This is a genomic window from Streptomyces tibetensis (genome assembly GCF_007655005.1).
GTDB classification, from domain to species: Bacteria; Actinomycetota; Actinomycetes; order Streptomycetales; family Streptomycetaceae; genus Streptomyces; species Streptomyces tibetensis.
In genome coordinates, this window is the sequence record NZ_SZVW01000010.1 from 114,801 (window position 1) to 136,428 (window position 21,628).

The window sequence follows — 21,628 nt, forward strand, 5'->3', positions numbered from 1 at the left end:
ACACGAGGAGGAACACCCGGCATGACTGTCGTACCGGCACAGCAGTCCGGAGGCGGAGGCGGCAGCAGCGGTCTCTACGACGTGCTCGAACTCGTTCTGGACAGGGGGCTCGTGATCGACGCGTTCGTCCGAGTGTCCCTGGTCGGCATCGAGATCCTCAAGATCGACGTACGCGTCGTCGTCGCCAGCGTCGACACCTATCTGCGCTTCGCCGAGGCGTGCAACCGGCTCGACCTGGAGGCCGGGCCGCGCAAGGACCCGGGCCTGCCCGACCTGGTCGGGGAGATGACCGAGTCCGGTGCCCGCGGCAAGTCCAAGGGGGCGCTGTCCGGCGCCGCCGAGACCATATCCGACGCCTTCAAGCAGGCGCGTGACGAAGGCTCCGAGCGTCAGGGCGAGTCCCGTCCGCGCGCCCGTAAGAGCACGTCGTCCCGCCGGAAGGAGGAGCAGGAGTGAGCACCTACGTCTACGGCATCGCTGCGAGCTCGCACCCCGCCCTGCCCGAGGGCATGGGCGGCGTCGGCGACCCGCCCCGCGAGGTGCGCATCCTGCGGGAGGGTGACCTGGCGGCCGTCGTCAGTGAGGCGCCCGAGGGGCTGCGGCCCAAGCGCAAGGACCTGCTCGCCCACCAGAACGTGCTCAGCGAGGCCGGCGCGGCCGGCTGCGTGCTGCCCATGCGGTTCGGCAGCGTCGCCCCGGACGACAACTCCATCACGGCGGTGCTCGCCGAGCGTGCCGAGCACTACAAGGAGCGGCTGCAGGCCCTGGACAACCGGGTCGAGTACAACGTCAAGGCCAATCACGTCGAAGAGGCCGTCCTGCACCAGGTGATGGCCGAGAGCCCCGACATCCGCGGGCTCGCGGAGGCCAACCGGCAGGCGGGCGGCGGCAGTTACGACGACAAGATCCGGCTCGGCGAGCTGGTCGCGGCAGCGGTCAAGGCCAAGGAGGCCGACGACGGCGCCGCGGTGCGGCGGGCCCTGGAGCCGGTCGCCGATGACGTGAGCGAGGGCCCCGAGTCCACGGGCTGGCTGGCGAACGTGTCGTTCCTGGTGAACCGGGAGACGGCCGAGTCGTTCCTGGCCGCGGTCGAGCAGCTCCGCAAGGACATGCCGCACCTGGAGGTGCGGGTCAACGGACCGCTGCCGCCGTACAGCTTCGTCGAGCCCGGCCCGGCCGAGCCCGCGGGCACCGTGGTGAGTGGCACGGACACCGGAGCGGGGTGACGACGTGGGCCTGATCTCGGAGGTGCTGCTGCTGCCGTTCGCACCGGCACGCGGCAGCGCCTGGGCCATCAAGCAGGTCGTCCAGGAGGCCGAGCGGATCTACTACGACCCCGCCACGATACGGGCCGAACTGGGCCGACTGGAGGAGCAGCTGGAGGCCGGGGAGATCACGGAGGAGGAGTTCGACCGTCTTGAGGACGAGCTCCTCGACCGGTTGGAGATCGCTTCGCGCGGCAGCGCGGGAACAGGCAACGGGACAACACAATGAACCGAACGGGACTGGGTCTCGCGATAGGGGCCGGATATCTCCTGGGACGGACCAAGAAACTGAAGATGGCGATGGCCGTCGGTGGCCTGGTCGCCGGGAAGAAACTGAACCTGAGCCCGCGCATGGTCGCAGATCTGGTCCAGCAGCAGCTGCGGAACAACCCGCAGTTCAAGGAGATCGGCGACCAGCTGCGGCAGGATCTGCGCGGTGTCGGCAAGGCCGCTTCCGGTGCCATGGTCGAGCGGCAGATCGACGCCCTCGCCGACCGGCTGCACGGCCGGACCGCCAAGGTGCGTGACCAGCTGACGGGCGTGGCGCCCGGCCAGGACGACGACGCCGAGGACGCCGAGTACGAGGACGAGGAACCCGAGGAGCCCGAGGACTCCGGACTCGGCGAGGAAGACGAGCCTGAGGACTCCGAAGCCGAGGAGGAAGAGGAGCCCGAGGAGGAAGAGGAGCCCGAAGCCTCCGACGAGGAAGAGGAAGAGGAAGAGGAAGAGGAGCCCGAGGCCTCCGACGAGGAAGAGGAGCCCGAGGCGAAGAAGGCTCCCGCCAAGAAGGCTCCCGCCGAGAAGGCGCCGGCGAAGAAGGCGGCGAAGAAGGCTCCCGCCAAGAAGGCTCCCGCCAAGAAGGCCCCTGCCAAGAAGGCTCCCGCGAAGAAGACGGCGGGCCGCAAGGCGGCGGCGAAGAAGACCACGCCCGCCAAGAAGGCGACCTCCGGGGGCCGGGGCGGTGGCGCCCGGTCCCGGCTGCAGAAGGGAGGCGGTGAGGAATGAGTGACACTCTCGGCTCGGCGAAGTCCGCCGCCAACGGAGGGACGAAGAACCCGCTCACAGACCTGGCTCACAGCGAGGCCGCCGACCGGCTGAAGGCCGAACTGCAGGAGTACCTCGCCGCTCAGGCCACGCGCGTGCTGACCGGCGTGGGCCACAAGCTCGGCGAGACCACCGGCAAGCTGAACGACATCGCCGAGGGCAACAGCCCCGGCTTCGCCAAGCTCGCCCTCGAAGGCGGCCGCAAGATCGCCGAGGGCAAGGGGCCGCTGCGCGCCGCACTGGAGACCGGCGGCTCGCAGCTCAAGGACAAGGTCACAGGCGCCTTCAAGGGCCTCGCCGGCAAGGGCAAAGGCAAGGGCAAGGGCCGTTCCGGCAACAAGCCCACCGTCATCATCGAGCACATCGATGTCGGCGTACCGCTGCGCACGGCGTACGACCAGTGGACCCAGTACCAGGACTTCAGCACCTTCGCGAAAGGCGTCAAGGCCGCGAGCAAGTCCGATGACACCACCTCCGACTGGCAGTTGAAGGTCTGGTGGTCCAACCGCAGCTGGAAGGCGACCACGACCGAACAGGTCCCCGACGACCGCATCGCCTGGACCTCCGAGGGCGCCAAGGGCACCACGAAGGGCGTCGTCTCCTTTCACCAGCTCACCGACAACCTCACCCGCGTGCTGCTCGTCATCGAGTACTACCCCTCCGGCTTCTTCGAGAAGACCGGCAACATTTGGCGCTCCCAGGGCCGCAGGGCCCGGCTCGACCTCAAGAACTTCGTCCGCTTCATCACGATCAAGGGCGAGGCGGAGGACGGCTGGCGCGGTGAGATCCGCGACGGCGAGGTCGTCCGCAGCCACGAGGACGCCGTCGCCGAGGAGGAGTCGGAGTCCGAGGAGGAGAGCCCCGAGGGCGAGGAGCCCGAGGACGAGTACGACGAGGAGGAGACGGACGAGGAGGGCGAAGAGGAGCCCGAGGGTGAGGCCGAGGACGACTCCGAGGCCGAGTACGACGAGGAGGCCGGGGAAGAAGAGCCCGAGGGCGAGGAGGAGCCCGAGGCTGAGTACGAGGACGACGAGTACGAGGACGAGGACGAGGAAGTCGAGGCGGGGAGCCGGCGATGACGACGCCCAGCAGGATGCCCGAGCCCTACGGTCAGGGAAGCAGTGCCAACCTCGCCGACATCCTCGAACGGGTGCTGGACAAGGGCATCGTCATTGCGGGCGACATCCGGATCAATCTGCTCGACATCGAACTCCTCACCATCAAACTGCGGTTGATCGTCGCTTCGGTCGACAAGGCGAAGGAGATGGGCATCGACTGGTGGGAGACCGACCCGGCCCTGAGCTCACGGGCCCGTCGTGACGAACTGGCCCGTGAGAACGCCGAGTTGCGCGAGAGGCTGGCCCGGCTGGAGGAACTGGAGCCCGGCCGCGCGGAGAAGAAGGAGGCACCGTGACCGGACTGCGGTACGTCTACGCCGTCTGCCGCCCCTTCGGCACACCCCTCCAGGCCCAGCTGACCGGGGTCGCGGGTGATCCACCCAGAGCACTGACTCACCACGGCTTGGTGGCCGTGGTGAGCCACGTGCCGGAGCGGGACTTCGCCGAGGAGCCGCTCCGGCGCCATCTGGAGGACCTGGACTGGCTCACCGAAACAGCCCGGGCCCACCAGGGCGTCATCGACGCGCTCACCACCGTCACCACCCCGCTGCCGCTGCGTCTCGGCACCGTCTTCCACGACGACAGCGGTGTGCGGATGATGATGGAGGCCCGCGAGGAGGACTTCCGGGGCACCCTGGACCGGCTGGAAGGCCGGGTCGAGTGGGGCGTCAAGGTCTACGCCGAGTCCGAACCGCAGGAGAGCGCCCGGCCCCCGCAGAAGGCGGCGTCGGGTCGCGACTACCTGCGACAGCGGCGTATGCAGACCAGGTCCCACGAGGAAATGTGGCAGAAGGCCGAGACTTTCTCGACCAGGTTGCACGAGGAGCTTTCCGCATTTGCGGAGGATTCCCGGATGCATCCCCCGCAGAACCCCGCGCTTTCCAAGGCGACCGGGCGGAACGTACTGAACGCCGCCTATCTCGTTCCGCGTGCGCATTCCGAGGAATTCGTGGAACTGGTGGACCGCACGAAGGGGGAGGTGCCCGGAATGCGCATCGAACTCACCGGCCCCTGGGCGGCCTATTCGTTCGCCGGGGAGGCCACATGAACGACGGGAAGAATCCGTGACCGTAGTGGAACGCCGTGAGGTCGCCCTCGTGGACCTGCTCGACCGGCTGCTGGCCGGCGGCGTCGTGATCACGGGGGACATCACCCTGCGCATCGCCGACGTCGACCTCGTGCGGATCGACCTCAACGCGCTCATCAGCTCGGTGAACGCCCAGGTGCCCTCACCGTTCGAGGAGTTGCTGTGACCAGCCCCGACGACCAGCCCCGGCCGCGCCGCAAGCACATGGATCTGGAGCCCGACACGGTCGAGCGCGACCTGGTCAAACTCGTGCTGACGGTGGTGGAGCTGCTGCGCCAGCTCATGGAGCGCCAGGCGCTGCGCCGGTTCGACGTGGGGGACCTGAGCGAGGAGCAGGAGGAGCGGATCGGGCTCACGCTCATGCTGCTCGACGAGCGCATGACGGAACTGCGCGAGCGCTACGGACTGCGGCCCGAGGACCTCAATCTGGACCTCGGGCCGCTCGGACCGCTGCTTCCGCGGGACTGAGTCCCGCTCATCCCTCTTCCCGGGCCCTGACCCAGGCCCGGGAAGAGGGGTGCTCATTCACCACTTGTACCAACGGCCCCTGCCGCCGGCTGCCGACGTACCGCGGACGAAGAATCCCAGGAGCCACAGGACGAGAACCGCGAGTGCGATCCACCAGAGAATCTTTACTGCAAATCCGGCACCGAACAGAACCAAAGCCAGAAGCAGTACCAGCAGGATGGGAACCATAATTCGAACCTCCTGCTTTCAGGGTGTCCCCGAAACGGTGTTTCAGGCTTCCTTCCGGCAGAGAATTTCTCCGTGCAGCACGCTGAACCACCCGTCCTCCCGCGTGCCCCACTCCCGCCAGGCCCCGGCCACCGCCCGCAGTTCCCCGTCGTCGGCGTGCCCGCCCAGCCGGGCCCGGTCCGCGTACGCCGACGCCAGCGTGCGGTCCGCCCACAGCCCGCTCCACCAGGCCCGCTCCTCGGGCGTGGCGAACGTCCAGGTGCCGGAGGTCGCCGTGATGTCCGTGAAGCCGGCTTGCTGCGCCCAGGCCTTCAGCCGGCGTCCGGCGTCCGGCTCGCCGCCGTTGGCCCGGGCGACCCGGCGGTAGAGGTCCAGCCAGTCGTCGAGCCCCTCAGAGGCCGGGTACCAGGTCATGGCCGCGTAGTCGGCGTCCCGCACGGCGACGAACCCGCCGGGCCTGACGACCCGCTTCATCTCGCGCAGCGCCCGCACCGGGTCGCCCACGTGCTGGAGCACCTGGTGGGCGTGGACCACGCAGAACGTGTCGTCCGGGTATTGCAGTGCGTGGACGTCGGCGACCGCGAAGTCGATGTTGGCAAGGCCCCGCCCGGCCGCCGTGGCGCGTGCCCGGTCCAGGATCTCCGGCACCCGGTCGACGCCGGTGACACACCCGTCGGGCACGAGCTCCGCCAGGTCGGCGGTGATCGTGCCCGGCCCGCAGCCGATGTCCAGGATCTTCATGTGGGGCCTGAGCGAAGGCACCAGGTACGCGGCCGAGTTGGCGGCGGTCCGCCAGGTGTGCGAGCGCAGTACGGATTCGTGGTGCCCGTGGGTGTAGACGGCGGTGTCCCGGGGTTCCGGCATGGCGGATCCCACCCCTTCCGGTCGGGTCGGCAGGAGATCACCGTACGCGGGGGAGCCGCATTGTGAGACCCGCATCCTGCCATATGGACTGACGAAGCGTCAGTCGCAAGAAGCTGGACACACCGGTGCCCACGGGGCAGGCTCGGGACTGATCACCATCGGCGACACAGGGGGAACCGAGAGATGAACGCGCACGTCACGGCCGTCAGCAGCAACGGGGAGTACTCCTTCACCAAGCCGAACCGGGAGAGCATCACGCTGCTCACGGGCCTCGGGGTGGAGGGGGACGTGCACGCCGGGGTGACGGTCAAGCACCGCTCACGCGTCGCGCAGGACCCCACCCAGCCGAACCTGCGCCAGGTCCACCTCATGCACGAGGAGCTCTTCGCCGAGGTCGGCGAGGACGGGTTCGAGGTGGCGCCCGGCGAACTCGGAGAGAACATCACCACCCGGGGCATCGACCTGCTCGGACTGCCGACGGGCACCCTGCTGCGCCTCGGCGACGCGGTCCTCGAGGTCACCGGGCTGCGCAACCCCTGCGTGCAGATCGATCATTTCCAGGACGGGCTGCTCAAGCAGGTCGTCGGGCGCGACGAGGCGGGGAACCTCGTGCGCAAGGCGGGGATCATGAGCGTGGTGCGGGAAGGGGGAGTGGTGCGCCCCGGTGACCCGATCGAGGTGGAGCTTCCGAGCGAGCCGCACCGGCCGCTGGAACGGGTCTGACCGGCACCTCGGCGCCGAAACCCGTTTGCCCCCAAGGCCCCGGCCCGCCCAGAATCGCGCCCATGGGACACCTCGAAGCCGCGCACCTGGAGTACTACCTGCCCGATGGAAGGGCGCTGCTGGGTGATGTCTCGTTCCGGGTGGGGGAGGGGGCCGTCGTGGCCCTCGTCGGGCCCAACGGCGCCGGGAAGACCACCCTGCTCCGGATGCTCGCCGGTGAGCTCAAGCCGCACGGCGGCTCCGTGGTCGTCGGCGGCGGACTCGGGGTCATGCGGCAGTTCGTGGGATCCGTACGCGACGAGACGACCGTGCGGGACCTGCTCGTGTCCGTCGCGACGCCCCGCATCCGTGAGGCCGCGCAGGCCGTCGACAAGGCCGAGCACGCCATCATGACCGTCGACGACGAGGCTGCCCAGCTGGCGTACGCGCAGGCCCTCGCGGACTGGGCCGAGGCCCGCGGCTACGAGGCCGAGACGCTGTGGGACATGTGCACCACGGCCGCGCTCGGGGTGCCGTACGACAAGGCGCAGTTCCGGGAGGTCCGCACCCTCTCCGGCGGCGAGCAGAAGCGGCTCGTCCTGGAGGCGCTGCTGCGCGGCACGGACGAGGTGCTGCTCCTCGACGAGCCCGACAACTACCTCGACGTCCCCGGCAAACGGTGGCTGGAGGAGCGGCTGAAGGAGACCCGCAAGACGGTCCTGTTCGTCTCCCACGACCGTGAACTCCTCGCCCGGGCCGCCGAGAAGATCATCTCCCTGGAGCCCGGCCCCGTGGGCGCCGACGCCTGGGTGCACGGCGGCGGCTTCGCCACCTTCCACGAGGCCCGGCGCGAGCGCTTTGCCCGCTTCGAGGAGCTGCGTAAGCGCTGGGACGAGAAGCACGCACAGCTGAAGAAGCTCGTGCTGACGCTGCGTCAGGCTGCCGCCGTCAGCCATGAGATGGCCTCCCGCTACGCGGCCGCGCAGACCCGGCTGCGCAAGTTCGAGGAGGCCGGCCCGCCCCCGGAGCCGCCGCGCGAGCAGGACATCAGGATGCGCATCAAGGGCGGCCGCACCGGCGTCCGGGCGGTCACCTGCGCGAACCTGGAGCTCACCGGCCTGATGAAGCCCTTCGACCTGGAGGTCTTCTACGGCGAACGCGTCGCGGTCCTCGGCTCCAACGGCTCCGGCAAGTCCCACTTCCTGCGCCTGCTCGCCGGCGACGACGTGGCACACACGGGGGACTGGAAGCTGGGCGCCCGGGTCGTGCCCGGCCACTTCGCCCAGACGCACGCCCACCCGGAGCTGGAGGGCCGCACGCTCCTCGACATCCTGTGGAAGGACCACGCACAGGACCGCGGCGCCGCGTCCTCGCGGCTGCGCCGCTACGAGCTCACCCAGCAGGCGGAGCAGACGTTCGAGCGTCTCTCCGGCGGCCAGCAGGCCCGCTTCCAGATCCTTCTGCTGGAGCTCCAGGGCGTGACGGCGCTGCTGCTGGACGAGCCGACCGACAACCTGGACCTGGAGTCCGCCGAGGCGCTCCAGGAGGGCCTGGAGGCCTTCGACGGCACGGTCCTCGCTGTCACCCACGACCGCTGGTTCGCCCGCTCCTTCGACCGCTTCCTCGTCTTCGGCAGCGACGGCCGGGTCCGGGAGACCCCGGACCCGGTCTGGGACGAACGCAGGGTGGAACGCGCCCGTTAGGGGCTGTGCCCCCTGGAGGGGCGCGGGGAACCGCGCGACCAGCCACGAGGTACCCGCACACGCGGCATCCGAGACACCGCTGCGGAGGCTGGGCGCACAAAAACCCCGCTCACTTCCAGCGCAGCAGTGCGCCGAGGCCCCCCACCGGCACATCCTCCTGGGAAACAGCCAGCGCCGGCGCGTCCGTGGCCACCGCGGAACGGATCAGCGCGTCGTCGGCCCGAGCCGGCCACGAGTGCTGCTCGCCGAGGACCTTCAGGTCCGTGCGGCGCACCGCGAGCTGGTCGGGGTCCTCCCCGATCCACACCTCGCGGTGCGCGTCGGGCCCGTCCACCCTGACCAGCAACTCGTCGATGCGGTGCTCCCGCGCCGCCTCGACCAGCGCAGGCACGCCCTCGGCGGCTGAGGGCCGGCCCTCGTCGTCCGGGGTGCGGGCCGCGCGGAAGCGTTCCAGTTCCGCCTCGGCCTGCCGCCCCACATGCTCGGCCCGGGCCCGCTCCACGTCCTCGTCGAGCAGCCGGCTGCCCGCGCCGTGCGGCGCCTCCACCACCAGGTCGTGCAGCCGCTTGGGCAGCCGCTCGTGCACGGACCGCCGTTCCCGGTCGTCGCCGACGAGAATCAGCAGGTCGGCCTTGGTCTCCTCCTGGCACACCGCGAGCGCGTCGGCGATCTCCACGGCGTTGTGCTCCCAGGTGTTCTCCACCCGCAGCTGGAAATGCCGCTCGGACCAGTCCGCGGAGGCCGTCCGGTGCACCGGCCACTGCCGCCCGGTGACGCTCCCGGCGTCCTCCCGGCCCAGTGCGTTGCGCAGCTCGAAATCCGCGCCCTTGCGGTCGACGTACGCCACCACGCACACCGGGTCCTCCCCGGCCAGCTCCAGCAGCGGTGCGACCCGCGGCAGCGGCGCCCATTCGGCCCAGTCACCGCCCTGCGGGGGACGGACCAGCGGCGGGTCGAGGACGACCTCGCCGGCGCGGGCGAAGAGGGCCCGGCCGTGCGGCTCCGAGGAGTGCTTCAGATCCTCGATCGCGCTGCGCACGGCCTGGCACGTCGCCTCGTCCGCTCCCTGTTCGGCCAGTCGCCCGGCCATCGCCCGGGCGGTCAGCTCCCGCTCGTGAGGAGTGCCCTCCGTGTGCCGTGAGGTGTCGACGTACACGGAGGCCCAAGGCCCGGGGTGTTCGTACAGTGGGTGCAGAAAGGCGAGATCCATGGTTCCTCCCGGATGCCGCTCGGGGGTAGTGCTCAGTTGCTCCGGGGGCGGGTACCCGGACCGCAGAGACGAACACGACGAGCGGGGCGACACAATGACCGGAGTGGAACCTGACCGGCTGGACGACCAGCAGCTCATGAAAGAGCTCGAGACCATCCACCGCACGCGCCACGACACACTGCTCTACGGCTCGAACGACGCGCTGCGCGCCCACAACGAGCGCATGGCGCAGCTGGAGGGCGAGTACCTGCGCCGCAACCCGCGCCGCCCGGTGGCCGCAGGCCGCACGCGCGAAGGGGCCCGGGAGCGGGGGAGCGGGGAGTCGACGACTCCCACGACCCCCGGCACCTGAGCCCCTCTCCTGCGAGCGGAGCGCGCCCACCGGCTCGCCGGGTCCTGCTGAACCACGCGGGCGAAGCTCCGCGCAGTGGCACGCACGGTTCGGCAGTGCCCGCACGATTCGAAGGCCCCGGCCGGCGGGAGCGCCGTCAGGCGGCCTCCTGGGCGAAGACGTCGAGGAAGGTCTCGCAGAACGCCTTCAGATCGTCCGGCTTGCGGCTGGTGACCAGCTTGTTCGCCCCGTGGTCACAGACCTGCACCTGCTGGTCGACCCAGGTGCCGCCCGCGTTGCGGATGTCGGTCTGCAGGCTCGGCCAGGAGGTGAGTTCCCGGCCGCGTACGACGTCCGCCTCGACCAGCGTCCACGGCGCGTGGCAGATCGCCGCCACAGGGCGGCCGTGCTCGAAGAAGTCCCTGATGAACGCGACGGCCTTGTCGTCCATCCGCAGGAAGTCCGGGTTGGCGACACCGCCCGGCAGCACGAGAGCACCGAACGAGTCAGGCGCGGTGTCGCCCACGACCTCGTCTACGGGGAACGTGTCCGCCTTGTCGAGGTGGTTGAAGGCCTGGATCTCACCCTGCTGTGTCGACACCAGCACGGGCTCGTGACCGGCGTCCTTCGCGGCCTGCCACGGATCGGTCAGCTCGACCTGCTCGACGCCCTCGGGCGCGACCAGAAACGCGATACGCATGATGTCAACGTCCTTTCCCGGAGCGACGGCGCTCCGGCGCGCCGTCGCTCCCTGTCCGGTTCTCGTGTTCTCGTGGTTCTCGTTCTTCGTGTCGGCGGTGGCTGGCGCCGATCCGCTCGGCCCGATCCGGGCTCACGCGTCGCCCGGGGCGTCCGGGACGGCCCGGCTGATGTCGGCGAGTGCCGACGCCGGGTCCTCGGCCTCGGCCACGTCGCCGAGGCTCACGATCCCGACCGGCAGTCCGTTCTCCACCACCGGCAGCCGGCGCACCGCGTGCTCGCGCATCAGCTCCACCGCGGTCGTCACCCGGTCGTCCGGCGCCACCGTCACCGGATTCCTGGTGCACACGGTCCGCGCGCTGACCGTCATCGGGTCGGCGCCGTCCGCGACGGCCCGTACGGTGATGTCACGGTCGGTGAGCACGCCGATCACGTCCTGCCCCTCGGCCACCACCACGTCGCCGATGTTCTGCGTCCGCATCAGCTGCGCCGCCTCGACGAGCGAGGCGTCCGGGCGCACAGCGACCACACCCGCCGTCATCACGTCCTTCACGTACTCGGCCATCACTCGGCCCTCCCCTCCGTCTCCAAGCCGGTGGGGGCACCGCGGCAGGCCGCGGTGCCCCCGACGCGGTCCCTACGCGTACTGCTCCGGACCGGTCTCACGGGCCCGGACGAGGGCCTGGGCCAGCTCCTGGACACTGCCGTAGCGCTCCTGGCGCGGCAGCCCCTCCAGGGCCTCGACGAGGACGTCGGGCGCCTGGTGGCCGCGCAGCTCGCGGGTCAGCTCCCGCGGACTCGCGGGGAACGCCTTGCGACCCAGGATCCGGGCCAGTTCCAGCCGCACCGACTCCAGTGACGTCGGCGCACGGCTCGGCGTCACCGGCCCGTGGGCGACCTCGGGGTCGTCCTCGGCAGCCGGCTCCGGGTCGTGCCACTCCTCACTGCGCGTGGGGTGCCCGGACCTGAGCAGACCCTGCAGTTCGTGTTTCATCTCGTCGTCCCGGTGGACGCTCAGCCGGTCGCTGCCTCGCTGCATGTCTCCCTCCAGACGTTCGGGGGCCCGCACCGCGTACCCGAACACCGGAGGGCGACACCGGTTACGTCGGTCCGATCGCCGCTGTCCGTACCGGTTTGCGCCGTGCCCTGCGGGAGACCCGGATCGCCCCCCACACCTCCCTGGGGAAGGACACGCCATGGCGTTGCTCGCTGTGCTCATTCCGCTTCTCATGCTCGGAGTGGTACTGGTGCTGGGCCGTTACGAGGAGCTGCTGCTGCCGCAGGACGAGGCCGACCGGCGTGAACCGGCCGCCGTTTCGCCCACCGCCGCGGTGGTCACGTCCTCTCCCGCCCCGGCAGGAACTCCCGCACCTTCGCCCTGAAGCCCTGCTCGACCGTCGATTTCCTTTGCCGGCGCGGGCCGATCGAGCCGGTGAGGTACGGCAGTTGTCGCTTCGGACGTCGTGGAGGCGCTCTCCGCCCGGCCCGACCGCGGGAGACCCGCCCGGGTTTGCGGGTAGGGGCCGGGGGCAGGCGCTCATCAGTGCTTCGGACAGGAGGCACGCCCGTGGGAGCGGCGTCGCGCGCCGCCACCGAGGCCCTGTCCCACAGCGGATGCGCTTCCACGGTGACCGTCCGGCCCATGCACTTTCAAGGGATTGCGACGTATCATGCCGACCCGTATTCGCGCGCAGAAGCACCCCCACGACGACGCTCCCGACACCGCCGAGGCTTTCCGCAGGCTCACCTCGATGCCCGTCGGCCCGGAGCGCGACGCCCTCCGCGACGAGATCGTCGAATCCTGGCTGCCCATGGCCGACCGCCTCGCCGGACGCTTCCGCAGCCGCGGCGAGAGCTTCGAGGATCTGCGCCAGGTCGCGGCCCTCGGCCTGGTCAAGGCCGTCGACCGGTACGACCCCGAGCGCGGCAACGCGTTTGAGAGCTACGCCGTGCCGACCATCACCGGAGAGATCAAGCGGCACTTCCGGGACCACATGTGGACCCTGCACGTCCCCCGCCGCGTCCAGGATCTGCGCAACCGGGTGCGGGTCGCCGGCCAGGACCTGTCCCAGAGCATCTCCGGCCGGCAGCCCACCGTGGCCGAGCTCGCCGCACACGCCAACATGAGCGAGGAGGACGTCCGGGCCGGCCTGGAGGCGCTGGAGAGCTTCTCGGCGCTGTCCCTGGACGCGGAGCTGTCCGGCAGCGAGGACGGGTACTCCCTGGGTGACGCGCTGGGCTCCACCGACCCCGCCCTGGACACGGTCGTCGACCGCGAGTCCGTGAAGGCCAGGCTGGCCGCCCTGCCCGAGCGGGAGCGGGCGATTCTCTACATGCGGTTCTTCGGCGACATGACGCAGAGCCGGATCGCCGAGGAGCTGGGGATCTCGCAGATGCACGTGTCCCGGCTGATCAGCCGGTGCTGCGGGCGGGTGCGGGAGCAGGTCATGCGGGATGTCGCCTAGCGCCGCGGGGCTGACGCGGTCGGCGCGGGTGCGGGCCCGTGGTGGCTTGTCGCGCCCCCGCGGCAAAACCGCGTATCGGTACAGCCGCGGGCCTCTGGGGCGCTCCGATTCACTCGGTTGAGTGGCACTGTCCCGCCAATGGGGCCGCGCCGCGCGCGGCGCCATGGAGGCCTGGCTGTCATGGCAGAGGGGTATCACCACCGAAGGAGTCCCCTCGATGCGCCGCAGCCTGTTCGCCCTGTCCGTTTCCGTCCTGGCCGGCTCGGCCCTGGTGGGCTTCGCGCCGGCCGAATCCTCCGAACCGGCCGCCGAGGTCAGTCCCGCCACCGTCCAGCCCGGAGGCACGCTCACCGTCTCGGTCAGCTGCGACCCGACCGACGGGCCGCCGCCCGACAGCATCGACGCAACCTCGCAGGCCTTCGACGAGGGCACGGTGCCGCTGCGGCTGGTCACGGGCAACGACGACGAGGTGTCCGGCCCGGCCTACCGCGGCACGGCCCTGATCTCCCCGGCTGAGAACGTCGAGGGCGACCCGGACGCCGAAGGGGAGGACTCGGCGTCGACCGACGCCGAGGGGGAGGACTCGGCGTGGACCGACGCCGAGGGGGAAGACCCGGCGAGGACCGACGCCGAGGGGGAAGACCCGGCGAGGACCGACGCCGAGGGGGAAGACCCGGCGAGGACTGACGCCGAAGGGGAGGGCCCGGCGTGGACTGACGCCGAGGGGGAAGACCCGGCGAGGACCGACATCGAGGGGGAAGACCCGGCCTGGACCGACATCGAGGGGGAAGACCCGGCGACGACCGACGCCGAGGGGGAGGACCCGGCGTGGACCGTCGACGGCACCTGCCCGGCCGCCCCCGGCGGCGAGGGAACACCGTGGAGCGCGACGTTCACCGTGACCCACGGCTCCGCGCCCCACGAGCCCTCGCAGCGGCCCGCACGCCCACCCACCCACAAACCCTGCCCCGAACCCCCGCACCACCGCGAACCGCGGCCCACCGAGTGCGAGCCGGCGGCCGTCCAGCGTGGCGTACGGGCCGGTGACGGCGGTGCCTTCACCGACTCCGTGCCGGCCCTGGTGGCGGGCGGAGTCCTGATCGCGGGCGCGTTCGGCGCCGCCGTGCACCGGCTGCGCAACCGGAAGACCGACCCCTACCGCTGACCTGCCGGGCCCGGTCCCACCGGCCCCGGACGGCAACGGCTTCCCCGGCCGGGCCCGCTCATGCTGTGACCATCACGACCCGGCCCTCGCCCATGGGGCGGTGGCACCCGGGGTACCCGGTGGCCGAGGGCACCAGCCGCGCCGTACGGGCCACCGGGCAGCGGACGGCACACGCGTCGAGGGCGGCACGACACGGCGGCACCAGGCACTGGCACTGCGGAGGTACGGATGCGGCGGACGGCCCCCGAAGGTCACGGCCCCGTCCGGTTCGGGCCGCCACTCCCCGACGACGGGCTGCCGGTCCTGCCGGAGCTGTCCGCGGTGCTCGCCGCCGCGGCGTCCCGGGGCGGCCACGAGCCGGTCGGTGGCGGCGGGGCCCTTCGCGAGGCCGCCTGCGGCTACTGGGACCGGCGCGGACTGCGCTGCGAACCCGACCGGGTGGCGTCCGCCCCCGGCGCGCCCGCCCTGCTGCTCGCGCTGACCGCGGCCCTCGGCGGCGACGTCCTGGTGCCGAGACCCTGTGCCGCCTGGTGGGCGCCGTACGCTCGTCTGCTGGGACGCCCCGCCTTCCATGTGCCGACCCCGCCGGAGAGCGGCGGCGTACCCGACCCGTACGCCCTGCTGGAGACCGTGCGCCGGGTGCGCGCCGAGGGCGGCGACCCGCGGCTGCTCGTGCTGTCCGTCGCCGACGATCCCACCGCGACCGTCGCCCCTCCGGAACTGCTCCACGAGACCCTTGAGGCCGCCCAGGGGGAGGGCCTGCACCTGGTCAGCGACGAAACCTGGCGCGACACCCTGCACGACACGCGCGAGACGGTGCTGCTCAGTCCCGCCGAGATGGTGCCCGACCGGGTCACCGTCGTCACCGACCTGGCCGGGGCCCTGCTCCCGGCCGGCTGGCCCGCCGCCGTGGCCCGTTTCCCGGCCGGGGAGGACGGGGCCGGTCTCCACGCGCGCGTCCTCGACGTCCTCACCGCTCTCGACGCCCGCGTCGCCGCGCCCGTCGCCGCGGCGGCCGGGTACGCCCTCGGCGAGCCGGAATCGGTCACCGCGCGCGTGGCGGCCGCCGTGCGCCTGCACGCGCTCCTGGCCGCCGCGGCGCACACCGCCGTCGTCGCCGCGGGCGCTCTCGCGCGGCCCCCGCGGTCGGGCCGCCACCTGTACGTGGACCTGGCCCCGCTGAGCCCCGCGCTGACCGCGCACGGCATCGGCGACGCACAGGAACTGGAGGACTTCCTCACCGCACGCCTCGGCATGCCCGCCCCGGGCGGGCACCGCTTCGGCGACGACCTCGAAGCCCCGCGCGTGCGGCTTTCCACCGGCGCACTGGTGGCGGGTTCCGACGCGGAACGCGCGGAATGCCTCACCTCACCCACACCGTTGGAACTGCCGCACGTGCACCGTGCGTTGATCCGGCTGAAGTCGGTCTTCGGCGATCTCCGCGACGACGCCGAGCGAGGGGAGCCTCATCGATGACGCAGCAGTACGAGTCGACCACCAGCGCGACCTCCCGGGCAGCCGACGAGCCCGTCTTCCCGTCGCCTCTGGCACCCCCGCACCCGCCCCTGGCCGAACCCCGGCCCCTGGCCGAGCGGCGGGTGTGGCCGCGCACCTTCCACGACCGACTGACCGCGCCGCTCCCGGGGTTGAAGGCCATGGCCCGCTTCGCCCGCGAGGGCGCGGTGAGACCCGGACCGCAAGGCCTGGCCGACATCCCCCGGCTGCCCTACGCCCCGGCCCCGCTGCCCCGCGTCGACGCCCGCACCGTCGCCGTCACCTGGGCGGGCCACGCCAGTTGGGTGCTGCGCATCGGCGGACTGACGGTCCTCACCGACCCGGTGTGGTCCCGCCGCATCCTCGGCACCCCCGCCCGCATCACCCCCGTCGGCGTCCCCTGGGAGGACCTTCCGCGCGTCGACGCCGTCGTCATCAGCCACAACCACTACGACCACCTCGACGCCCCCACCCTGCGCCGTCTCCCGCGCGACACCCCGGTGTTCGTCCCGGCCGGGCTCGCCCGCTGGTTCCACCGCCGCCGCTTCACGCGCGTGACGGAGCTCGACTGGTGGGAGGCGGCCGAACTGGACGGTGTCCGCTTCGACTTCGTCCCGTCCCACCACTGGTCCAAGCGCAGCCTCACCGACACCTGTCACAGCCTGTGGGGCGGCTGGGTCCTGACCGACCGAGGCGGCCAACGCGTCTACTTCGCGGGCGACACCGGCTACGGCCACTGGTTCTCCCGCATCGGCCGCCGCTACCCCGGCATCGACCTGGCCCTGCTGCCCATCGGCGCCTACGACCCCCGCTGGTGGCTGCGTGACGTCCACTGCGACCCCGAAGAAGCGGTCCGCGCGGCCCAGGACCTGGGCGCGGCCCGGATGGCCCCCATGCACTGGGCCACGTTCGTGCTGTCGGCCGAGCCGGTCATGGAACCCCTCACACGCGTACGCGCGGCCTGGGAAAAGGCGGGCCTGCCCCGGGAAGACCTGTGGGACATGCCGGTGGGCGCATCGAAGGTGCTGTAGGGGAGATCAGGGGTGCGGGGAACTGCGCGAAGAACCGCAACGCACCCGCACCCCGGGAACAACCACGACCCCCAGGGCGCTACCGCACCCGCCGCACGACCGCCGGCGCCGCGCTGATCAGCACGGTCAGCACGATCGCCGCCAGCACACCCTGCCACGGCTCGGCGAACAGCGACCCCCCGAGGATCCCGATCACCTGGTACGTCGCGGCCCAGGCCAGACAGGCCGGCAGGTTGCCCCGGGAGAACCTCCGCAGCGGCCACTCCGCCAGCAGACAGGCCAGCATCACCGGGATACGCCCCGCCGGCACCAGCCGGGACAGCACCAGCACCGCCACCCCGTGCGCGGCGAGTTTCTCCTGCGCCTGCTCCAGCCGGTCCTCCGGCGCACGCGACCGGATCGCCTCCAGCCACCGCGACCCGTTCTTCGACTTCAGTCCGCGCCGCCCCAGCCAGTACAGGGCCGCATCGCCCAGGAACGCCGCCAGTGACGCCGTCACGAACACCACCGCCAGCGAGAACGGCGCCGTCCGGTGCACGGCGACCACCGCGGCCGAACTCACCAGCGCGCCGGTCGGAATCACCGGCACCAGTGCCCCGGCCAGCACCAGCAGAAAGAGCGTCGGATAGCCGATCGCCTGCTGCGTGGACTCCGGGACAAGGGACGCCGGTGTGACGGCCGACGCCGCGAGCGCCACAGGCGCGGACCAGTTCACCGCGCGGCCTCCAGGCGCACGCTCTCCCCGTGCCCGAGCCGGTGCACCGAGACCGCGGGCGCGTGCCGGGCCGCCAGCCGGGCGAACTCGTCGCCCGGCGCGTGGAACTCGTGGGGGCGCACGGCGTCCATGCCGATCGGCCAGTACGTGCCGTAGTGCACCGGCACCGCACTGCGCGGCGCCAGCCGTGCCAGCGCCTGCGCCGCCCGGCCCGCGTCCAGGTGCCCCTCGCCCAGGTACGGCCCCCAGCCGCCCACCGGCAGCAGCGCCACCTCGACCGGCCCGACCTCGTCGGCCATGTCGTCGAACAGCCCGGTGTCCCCGGCGAAGTACGTCCGGGCCTCGCCGGCTATGACGTAGCCGAGCGCGGGGGAGCGGTGCGGCCCGAACGGCAGCCGCCGCCCGTCGTGCCGCGCGGGCACGGCCCGTACGACGATGTCGCCGACCGGCGTCTCGTCGCCGGGCGCCACCTCGCTCACCCGCAGATGCGTGAGCCGGCGCAGACCCGGCACCGCCCGGCGCGCGCCCCGCGGCACGAGCAGGCGCGTGCCCTCGGCGAGCCGCATCAGCGACGGTACGTGCAGGTGGTCGGCGTGCAGATGCGACACCAGCGCCACGTCCGCGTGCGGGGCGCCCGGGGGCGGCAGGGCTCCGCGCCGGCGGCGCAGGTGTGCGAGCCGGCGTGCGAACAGGGGATCCGTGAGCACGCGCACGTTCGAATCCTGGACGGTGCAAGTGGCGTGACCCCACCAGGTGATCTCCACCGGCACTTCTTTGCCTCCTTCGCGCGACTCCCCGAAGCCTACGTGCAGGAGTAGGGTCGGCGGCGAAACCGGAGGTGAGGGGGGACGCCATGGTGCCGGTGCGGGTCACGGCGATCGCGAGTCTGACGCCGTTGGAGGAGCTGGACGACGATCCGTTCCTCGTCGACTCCCGCAGCCAGCACGCGATGTGCGCCCGCTGGGCCGCCGAGCGGGGGTACGTGGTCAGCCGGGAGTTACTGGTCCGGGGGCTGCGGCCCGACCACGGCGCCCTGTGGGACGGCGTCCGGCCCGGCCTCGACGTGTTCGTCGCGCCCAGCCGGCGGGTCCTGGAGAGTGCGCTCGCCTCCGTCGAGGAGTTCACCGCCGAATGCGCCCGGCGCGGTGTACGGGTGGAGACGGTGGGGCATGCGGAGCCTGCGTACGACGCGGCGATGAAGGCGTGCGTGCACCGGCGGCTGTCGATGCCGACGGCCGGCTACGACGGGCGCTGACGCCGTCCCCTCACCGGTGTGCGGCCTGGGGACGAAACCGCCCGGCCGGGCGTTGAGACACTGTGGGGGAGGGCTCGCCGCGACTGCGGGCCAGGGACGTGAGGTGGCGGGGCGTGCGGGGCGTGCGGTGGCGGCGGGTCGCCAGTCAGGTGGGGCGGAGCGTCGCCGTGTGGGCGGTCTCCACCGTGACCATGCTCGTACTCGCCGGGATCCTTCCGGACTTCCGGCTCCGCTCGGAGAACGGCGACAGCGCGACGGACATAGCCGTCACGGCGGCCTTCGGCGCGGGCGCCTTCGGCCTGCTGTCGGCCCTGGTGTGGCCACTGCTCGTGCGGCTGCTGCTGCTCGTACCGGCGCTGGTGCTGGGACTGCTGGTGTTCTTCCTCAACGGCGCCCTGCTGCTGCTGGCCCTGCACCTCAACCCCGCCGAGCGCGGGGCCGCCGCGCCGGAGACCGCCGTCGTCGTCGCCGCCGTGATGTCCGCCGTGGCGTCCGCGACCGGCGCCGCCCTGACCGTGCGGGACGACGACGCCTACCGCCGCAGGCTGTACCGCCTCTCCGACCGCCGCCGCCGGTCGGGACCGCCCTCTCCTGCCACCCCCGGCACGGTCTTCGTCCAGCTCGACGGCGTCGGCCACGACATCCTGCTCGACGCGGTCGGCAAGGGCCTGATGCCCACCGTCGCCCGCTGGCTCGACATCGGCGACGGCGGCCGCCCCACCCACCGGCTCACCCCCTGGCGCACCGACTGGTCCAGCCAGACCGGCGCCAGCCAGCTCGGCATCCTGCACGGCAGCAACCACGACGTCCCCGCCTTCCGCTGGTACGAGAAGGACACCCGCGAGGTGGTCGTCTGCAACCGCCCGACCAGCGCCGCCGACCTTCAGCGCCGCGCCGTCGAACATGCGGGGCACGGCGGGCTGCTCACCGTCGACGGCGCCAGCCGCGGCAACCTGTTCAGCGGCGGCGCGGAACAACAGGCCCTCGTGCTGTCCATCGCGGCCCGCCGCCGCAGCCGGGAGAACCGTTCCCGCGCGGGCTACTTCGCCTACTTCTGCGACCCGGCCAACGCCGTGCGCACCGCGCTCTCCTTCGTCGCCGAGGTGGGCCGCGAGATCGGCCAGTCCACCCGGGCGAGCCTGCGCAAGCAGCGCCCGCGCGTCTCGCGCGGCGGCCTCTACCCCCTCGTCCGGGCGTTCGCGACGGTCGTCGAGCGGGACGTCGTGGTCGCCGCCGTGACGGGCGACATGCTCGTCGGCCGCACGGCCGTCTTCGCCGACCTGGTGGCCTACGACGAGGTCGCCCACCACTCCGGCCCGGCGAGCCGCGACGCGCAGAAGGTCCTCGAACGCCTCGACCGCTCGCTCGCCCTGATCGAGAATGTCGCCGAGCACGCCCCGCGTCCGTACCGGCTCGTCGTGCTGTCCGACCACGGCCAGAGCCCCGGCGAGACCTTCCGCTCCCGTTACGGCCTCACGCTCGGCGACCTGGTGCGGGCCGGCTGCGGCATGCCCGTTCCGCGCAAGGCGGAACGCACCCGCAGTGGCGCGGAGGCCCGCGCCGCCGTGCGCGCCGCGCTGCGCTTCCCCGTCGCGGAGACCGGCGAACAGCACCGCCCCGCACGCGACTCCGAGCCGATCGTGCTGGCCTCCGGCAACCTCGGCCTGGTCTCCTTCCCGGACGTCTCGCACCGGATGAGCAAGGAGGAGATCGACGCCCGCCACCCCGCGCTGCTGCCGACCCTCGCCAACCACCCCGGCATCGGCTTCCTGCTGGTCCGCAGCGAGAAGCACGGCGGTGTCGTCCTCGGCGCGTACGGCGCCGAGATCCCGCTGGCCGACCTCGACGACAATCCGGGCCCGCTCGCCCCCTTCGGCCCGGGCGCGGCCGACGCGATACGCCGTACGCACTCCTTCCCGCACACCGCCGACATCATGGTCAACTCCTTCCACGACCCGGCCGACGGCGAAGTCCTCGCCTTCGAGGAGCAGATCGGCTCCCACGGTGGCCTCGGCGGCGCCCAGGGCAGACCCTTCCTGCTGTCCCCGCTCGGCGTCTCCGCACCGGTCGGCGAGGGTGAGGAACTCGTCGGCGCCGAGCACGTGCACCGGGTCCTGCGGCGCTGGCTGCGCGAGTCGAACGGACCGCAGGTGCCGCTGGAGGCCACCGAGGAGGAGCGCGCCGCCTGAACTCCCCTCGAAGCACCTGGTCCCGCAGGGAGTTCGGCCGCCGTTCACCGCCAGAGGGCAGGTCGTCCGCGTGAGTTGGGCCGTAGTGTGATCGGATGGGGGGTTACGGGGCCCGGCGACGGGCCCGCACGCGAGTCCGTACGCGAAAGGAAGAACTCGTGGCTACCACGCGCTCCGCACACACGGTCTGGGAAGGCAACCTGCTCGAGGGCAACGGAGTCGTCACCTTCGACTCCTCCGGTGCCATCGGCGAGCAGCCGGTCACGTGGGCCTCGCGCGCCCAGGAGGCGAACGGCAAGACCAGCCCCGAGGAGCTGATCGCGGCAGCCCACTCCAGCTGCTTCTCCATGGCCTTCTCCAACATCCTCAACAAGGCCGGGACGCCGCCCACCAAGCTCATCACCTCGGCCGACGTCTCCTTCCAGCCCGGTGAGGGCATCACCGGCATCCACCTCACCGTCGAGGGCACCGTCCCCGGCGTCGACGAGGCGGCCTTCCAGGCCGCCGCCGAAGAGGCCAAGGTCGGCTGCCCGGTCAGCCAGGCCCTCAAGGCGACGCCCATCACCCTGACCGCCAAGCTCGCCTGACCTGCCAC

Annotated in this window: 27 protein-coding genes and 1 pseudogene; 20 read left to right on the plus strand and 8 right to left on the minus strand. The window is 72.1% G+C overall.

The genetic code is table 11. The features are described 5' to 3' along the window. Nucleotides 1-21: 21 nt before the first annotated feature. From FDO69_RS18405 to FDO69_RS18445, 9 genes are read left to right on the plus strand one after another with little or no spacing between them, the layout of a single operon-like run. Entirely contained in the window at nucleotides 22-456 is a 435-nt protein-coding gene (locus FDO69_RS18405) for a gas vesicle structural protein GvpA (RefSeq protein ID WP_104780933.1), read from the plus strand. Then, entirely contained in the window at nucleotides 453-1,226 is a 774-nt protein-coding gene (locus FDO69_RS18410) for a GvpL/GvpF family gas vesicle protein (RefSeq protein WP_104780934.1), read from the plus strand. Before FDO69_RS18405 ends, FDO69_RS18410 begins: the two co-directional genes overlap by 4 nt. Nucleotides 1,227-1,230: 4 nt before the next feature. Beyond that, entirely contained in the window at nucleotides 1,231-1,494 is a 264-nt protein-coding gene (locus FDO69_RS18415) for a gas vesicle protein GvpG (protein ID WP_104780935.1), read from the plus strand. Next, nucleotides 1,491-2,270 carry a DNA primase gene (locus tag FDO69_RS18420; RefSeq protein ID WP_138430119.1) on the plus strand — a complete coding sequence of 260 codons (780 nt, stop codon included), beginning with the start codon at nucleotides 1,491-1,493 and terminating at the stop codon, nucleotides 2,268-2,270. The genes FDO69_RS18415 and FDO69_RS18420 overlap by 4 nt, the downstream gene beginning before the upstream one ends. Then, nucleotides 2,267-3,388: an SRPBCC family protein gene (locus tag FDO69_RS18425; protein WP_104780936.1), complete on the plus strand. Its 1,122-nt coding sequence runs from the start codon at nucleotides 2,267-2,269 to the stop codon at nucleotides 3,386-3,388. The genes FDO69_RS18420 and FDO69_RS18425 overlap by 4 nt, the downstream gene beginning before the upstream one ends. Continuing rightward, entirely contained in the window at nucleotides 3,385-3,723 is a 339-nt protein-coding gene (locus tag FDO69_RS18430) for a gas vesicle protein (RefSeq protein WP_104780937.1), read from the plus strand. The genes FDO69_RS18425 and FDO69_RS18430 overlap by 4 nt, the downstream gene beginning before the upstream one ends. Further along, a complete protein-coding gene (locus FDO69_RS18435) occupies nucleotides 3,720-4,475 on the plus strand; it encodes a GvpL/GvpF family gas vesicle protein (protein WP_104780938.1) in 756 nt (251 codons plus the stop codon). The genes FDO69_RS18430 and FDO69_RS18435 overlap by 4 nt, the downstream gene beginning before the upstream one ends. A gap of 16 nt (nucleotides 4,476-4,491) precedes the next feature. Then, a complete protein-coding gene (locus FDO69_RS18440) occupies nucleotides 4,492-4,680 on the plus strand; it encodes a gas vesicle protein (protein WP_003994122.1) in 189 nt (62 codons plus the stop codon). Between the two features lie 38 nt (nucleotides 4,681-4,718). Next, entirely contained in the window at nucleotides 4,719-4,982 is a 264-nt protein-coding gene (locus tag FDO69_RS18445) for a gas vesicle protein K (RefSeq protein WP_031108664.1), read from the plus strand. Nucleotides 4,983-5,039: 57 nt separating this feature from the next. On the opposite strand, the gene FDO69_RS18450 is transcribed toward FDO69_RS18445, so the two are convergent. Both FDO69_RS18450 and FDO69_RS18455 read right to left on the minus strand, forming a co-directional pair. Beyond that, nucleotides 5,040-5,210, minus strand: coding sequence for a hydrophobic protein (locus FDO69_RS18450; protein WP_104780939.1), 171 nt, complete (start codon nucleotides 5,208-5,210; stop codon nucleotides 5,040-5,042). Nucleotides 5,211-5,252: 42 nt separating this feature from the next. Then, a complete protein-coding gene (locus FDO69_RS18455) occupies nucleotides 5,253-6,074 on the minus strand; it encodes a class I SAM-dependent methyltransferase (RefSeq protein WP_104780940.1) in 822 nt (273 codons plus the stop codon). Nucleotides 6,075-6,257: 183 nt separating this feature from the next. On the opposite strand from FDO69_RS18455, the gene FDO69_RS18460 reads away from it, so the two are divergent. After that, nucleotides 6,258-6,797, plus strand: coding sequence for an MOSC domain-containing protein (locus FDO69_RS18460; RefSeq protein ID WP_104780941.1), 540 nt, complete (start codon nucleotides 6,258-6,260; stop codon nucleotides 6,795-6,797). A 62-nt stretch (nucleotides 6,798-6,859) separates the two neighbouring features. Beyond that, nucleotides 6,860-8,479, plus strand: a complete 1,620-nt coding sequence (locus FDO69_RS18465; RefSeq protein WP_104780942.1) for an ATP-binding cassette domain-containing protein — start codon at nucleotides 6,860-6,862, stop codon at nucleotides 8,477-8,479. Between the two features lie 109 nt (nucleotides 8,480-8,588). Here the strand turns inward: FDO69_RS18465 and FDO69_RS18470 are convergent, their stop codons facing one another. Further along, the gene (locus FDO69_RS18470) at nucleotides 8,589-9,689 is read right to left on the minus strand and encodes a baeRF2 domain-containing protein (protein ID WP_104780943.1); all 1,101 of its coding nucleotides are present in this window, start codon (nucleotides 9,687-9,689) and stop codon (nucleotides 8,589-8,591) included. Between the two features lie 94 nt (nucleotides 9,690-9,783). Here FDO69_RS18470 and FDO69_RS18475 point away from each other — a divergent pair, with 94 nt between their 5' ends. Then, a complete protein-coding gene (locus tag FDO69_RS18475; RefSeq protein ID WP_104780944.1) occupies nucleotides 9,784-10,041 on the plus strand; it encodes a DUF6158 family protein in 258 nt (85 codons plus the stop codon). Between the two features lie 136 nt (nucleotides 10,042-10,177). On the opposite strand, the gene FDO69_RS18480 is transcribed toward FDO69_RS18475, so the two are convergent. The 3 genes from FDO69_RS18480 to FDO69_RS18490 form a co-directional block, all read right to left on the minus strand. Then, nucleotides 10,178-10,720, minus strand: coding sequence for a type 1 glutamine amidotransferase domain-containing protein (locus FDO69_RS18480; RefSeq protein WP_104780945.1), 543 nt, complete (start codon nucleotides 10,718-10,720; stop codon nucleotides 10,178-10,180). A 132-nt stretch (nucleotides 10,721-10,852) separates the two neighbouring features. Next, nucleotides 10,853-11,284, minus strand: coding sequence for a CBS domain-containing protein (locus FDO69_RS18485; protein WP_104780946.1), 432 nt, complete (start codon nucleotides 11,282-11,284; stop codon nucleotides 10,853-10,855). Between the two features lie 72 nt (nucleotides 11,285-11,356). Further along, a complete protein-coding gene (locus FDO69_RS18490) occupies nucleotides 11,357-11,758 on the minus strand; it encodes a DUF2795 domain-containing protein (RefSeq protein ID WP_104781096.1) in 402 nt (133 codons plus the stop codon). A 157-nt stretch (nucleotides 11,759-11,915) separates the two neighbouring features. Between FDO69_RS18490 and FDO69_RS18495 the strand changes: the two genes are divergently transcribed. From FDO69_RS18495 to FDO69_RS18515, 5 genes and pseudogenes are all read left to right on the plus strand, one after another. Further along, nucleotides 11,916-12,101: a hypothetical protein gene (locus FDO69_RS18495; protein ID WP_104780947.1), complete on the plus strand. Its 186-nt coding sequence runs from the start codon at nucleotides 11,916-11,918 to the stop codon at nucleotides 12,099-12,101. 288 nt (nucleotides 12,102-12,389) lie between these two features. After that, nucleotides 12,390-13,184: an RNA polymerase sigma factor SigF gene (locus FDO69_RS18500; protein WP_104780948.1), complete on the plus strand. Its 795-nt coding sequence runs from the start codon at nucleotides 12,390-12,392 to the stop codon at nucleotides 13,182-13,184. A gap of 826 nt (nucleotides 13,185-14,010) precedes the next feature. After that, a pseudogene (locus FDO69_RS43065) lies at nucleotides 14,011-14,349 on the plus strand (hypothetical protein); the annotation flags it as partial. Between the two features lie 228 nt (nucleotides 14,350-14,577). After that, nucleotides 14,578-15,825, plus strand: a complete 1,248-nt coding sequence (locus tag FDO69_RS18510; RefSeq protein ID WP_104780950.1) for an aminotransferase class I/II-fold pyridoxal phosphate-dependent enzyme — start codon at nucleotides 14,578-14,580, stop codon at nucleotides 15,823-15,825. Then, nucleotides 15,822-16,874 (plus strand): MBL fold metallo-hydrolase, encoded by a 1,053-nt coding sequence (locus tag FDO69_RS18515; RefSeq protein ID WP_104780951.1) that lies wholly within the window; start codon nucleotides 15,822-15,824, stop codon nucleotides 16,872-16,874. The genes FDO69_RS18510 and FDO69_RS18515 overlap by 4 nt, the downstream gene beginning before the upstream one ends. A gap of 79 nt (nucleotides 16,875-16,953) precedes the next feature. Here FDO69_RS18515 and FDO69_RS18520 read toward each other — a convergent pair whose 3' ends face one another. Continuing rightward, nucleotides 16,954-17,589, minus strand: coding sequence for a DedA family protein (locus FDO69_RS18520; RefSeq protein ID WP_234387986.1), 636 nt, complete (start codon nucleotides 17,587-17,589; stop codon nucleotides 16,954-16,956). After that, complete coding sequence (locus FDO69_RS18525) at nucleotides 17,586-18,359, minus strand: MBL fold metallo-hydrolase (protein ID WP_104780952.1); 774 nt, start codon at nucleotides 18,357-18,359, stop codon at nucleotides 17,586-17,588. Before FDO69_RS18525 ends, FDO69_RS18520 begins: the two co-directional genes overlap by 4 nt. A gap of 83 nt (nucleotides 18,360-18,442) precedes the next feature. On the opposite strand from FDO69_RS18525, the gene FDO69_RS18530 reads away from it, so the two are divergent. The 3 genes from FDO69_RS18530 (at nucleotide 18,443) to FDO69_RS18540 (ending at nucleotide 21,620) form a co-directional block, all read left to right on the plus strand. Then, nucleotides 18,443-18,844 carry a hypothetical protein gene (locus FDO69_RS18530; protein ID WP_102913940.1) on the plus strand — a complete coding sequence of 134 codons (402 nt, stop codon included), beginning with the start codon at nucleotides 18,443-18,445 and terminating at the stop codon, nucleotides 18,842-18,844. A 113-nt stretch (nucleotides 18,845-18,957) separates the two neighbouring features. Next, on the plus strand, nucleotides 18,958-21,033 hold the full coding sequence (locus tag FDO69_RS18535) for a phage holin family protein (protein ID WP_104780953.1): 2,076 nt from the start codon (nucleotides 18,958-18,960) through the stop codon (nucleotides 21,031-21,033). 158 nt (nucleotides 21,034-21,191) lie between these two features. After that, entirely contained in the window at nucleotides 21,192-21,620 is a 429-nt protein-coding gene (locus FDO69_RS18540) for an OsmC family peroxiredoxin (protein ID WP_104780954.1), read from the plus strand. The last annotated feature ends 8 nt before the right edge of the window (nucleotides 21,621-21,628 follow it).

What these genes read in the sequence shown, in the direction of transcription:
- FDO69_RS18455 (WP_104780940.1), bottom strand. Translation starts at nt 6,074, where the DNA reads ATGCCGGAACCCCGGGACACCGCCGTCTACACCCACGGGCACCACGAA.
- FDO69_RS18530 (WP_102913940.1), top strand. Translation starts at nt 18,443, where the DNA reads ATGGTGCCGGTGCGGGTCACGGCGATCGCGAGTCTGACGCCGTTGGAG.
- FDO69_RS18485 (WP_104780946.1), bottom strand. Translation starts at nt 11,284, where the DNA reads ATGGCCGAGTACGTGAAGGACGTGATGACGGCGGGTGTGGTCGCTGTG.
- FDO69_RS18515 (WP_104780951.1), top strand. Translation starts at nt 15,822, where the DNA reads ATGACGCAGCAGTACGAGTCGACCACCAGCGCGACCTCCCGGGCAGCC.
- FDO69_RS18465 (WP_104780942.1), top strand. Translation starts at nt 6,860, where the DNA reads ATGGGACACCTCGAAGCCGCGCACCTGGAGTACTACCTGCCCGATGGA.
- FDO69_RS18495 (WP_104780947.1), top strand. Translation starts at nt 11,916, where the DNA reads ATGGCGTTGCTCGCTGTGCTCATTCCGCTTCTCATGCTCGGAGTGGTA.
- FDO69_RS18445 (WP_031108664.1), top strand. Translation starts at nt 4,719, where the DNA reads ATGGATCTGGAGCCCGACACGGTCGAGCGCGACCTGGTCAAACTCGTG.
- FDO69_RS18470 (WP_104780943.1), bottom strand. Translation starts at nt 9,689, where the DNA reads ATGGATCTCGCCTTTCTGCACCCACTGTACGAACACCCCGGGCCTTGG.
- FDO69_RS18475 (WP_104780944.1), top strand. Translation starts at nt 9,784, where the DNA reads ATGACCGGAGTGGAACCTGACCGGCTGGACGACCAGCAGCTCATGAAA.
- FDO69_RS18425 (WP_104780936.1), top strand. Translation starts at nt 2,267, where the DNA reads ATGAGTGACACTCTCGGCTCGGCGAAGTCCGCCGCCAACGGAGGGACG.
- FDO69_RS18510 (WP_104780950.1), top strand. Translation starts at nt 14,578, where the DNA reads ATGCGGCGGACGGCCCCCGAAGGTCACGGCCCCGTCCGGTTCGGGCCG.
- FDO69_RS18480 (WP_104780945.1), bottom strand. Translation starts at nt 10,720, where the DNA reads ATGCGTATCGCGTTTCTGGTCGCGCCCGAGGGCGTCGAGCAGGTCGAG.
- FDO69_RS18450 (WP_104780939.1), bottom strand. Translation starts at nt 5,210, where the DNA reads ATGGTTCCCATCCTGCTGGTACTGCTTCTGGCTTTGGTTCTGTTCGGT.
- FDO69_RS18500 (WP_104780948.1), top strand. Translation starts at nt 12,390, where the DNA reads ATGCCGACCCGTATTCGCGCGCAGAAGCACCCCCACGACGACGCTCCC.
- FDO69_RS18420 (WP_138430119.1), top strand. Translation starts at nt 1,491, where the DNA reads ATGAACCGAACGGGACTGGGTCTCGCGATAGGGGCCGGATATCTCCTG.
- FDO69_RS18490 (WP_104781096.1), bottom strand. Translation starts at nt 11,758, where the DNA reads ATGCAGCGAGGCAGCGACCGGCTGAGCGTCCACCGGGACGACGAGATG.
- FDO69_RS18405 (WP_104780933.1), top strand. Translation starts at nt 22, where the DNA reads ATGACTGTCGTACCGGCACAGCAGTCCGGAGGCGGAGGCGGCAGCAGC.
- FDO69_RS18460 (WP_104780941.1), top strand. Translation starts at nt 6,258, where the DNA reads ATGAACGCGCACGTCACGGCCGTCAGCAGCAACGGGGAGTACTCCTTC.
- FDO69_RS18430 (WP_104780937.1), top strand. Translation starts at nt 3,385, where the DNA reads ATGACGACGCCCAGCAGGATGCCCGAGCCCTACGGTCAGGGAAGCAGT.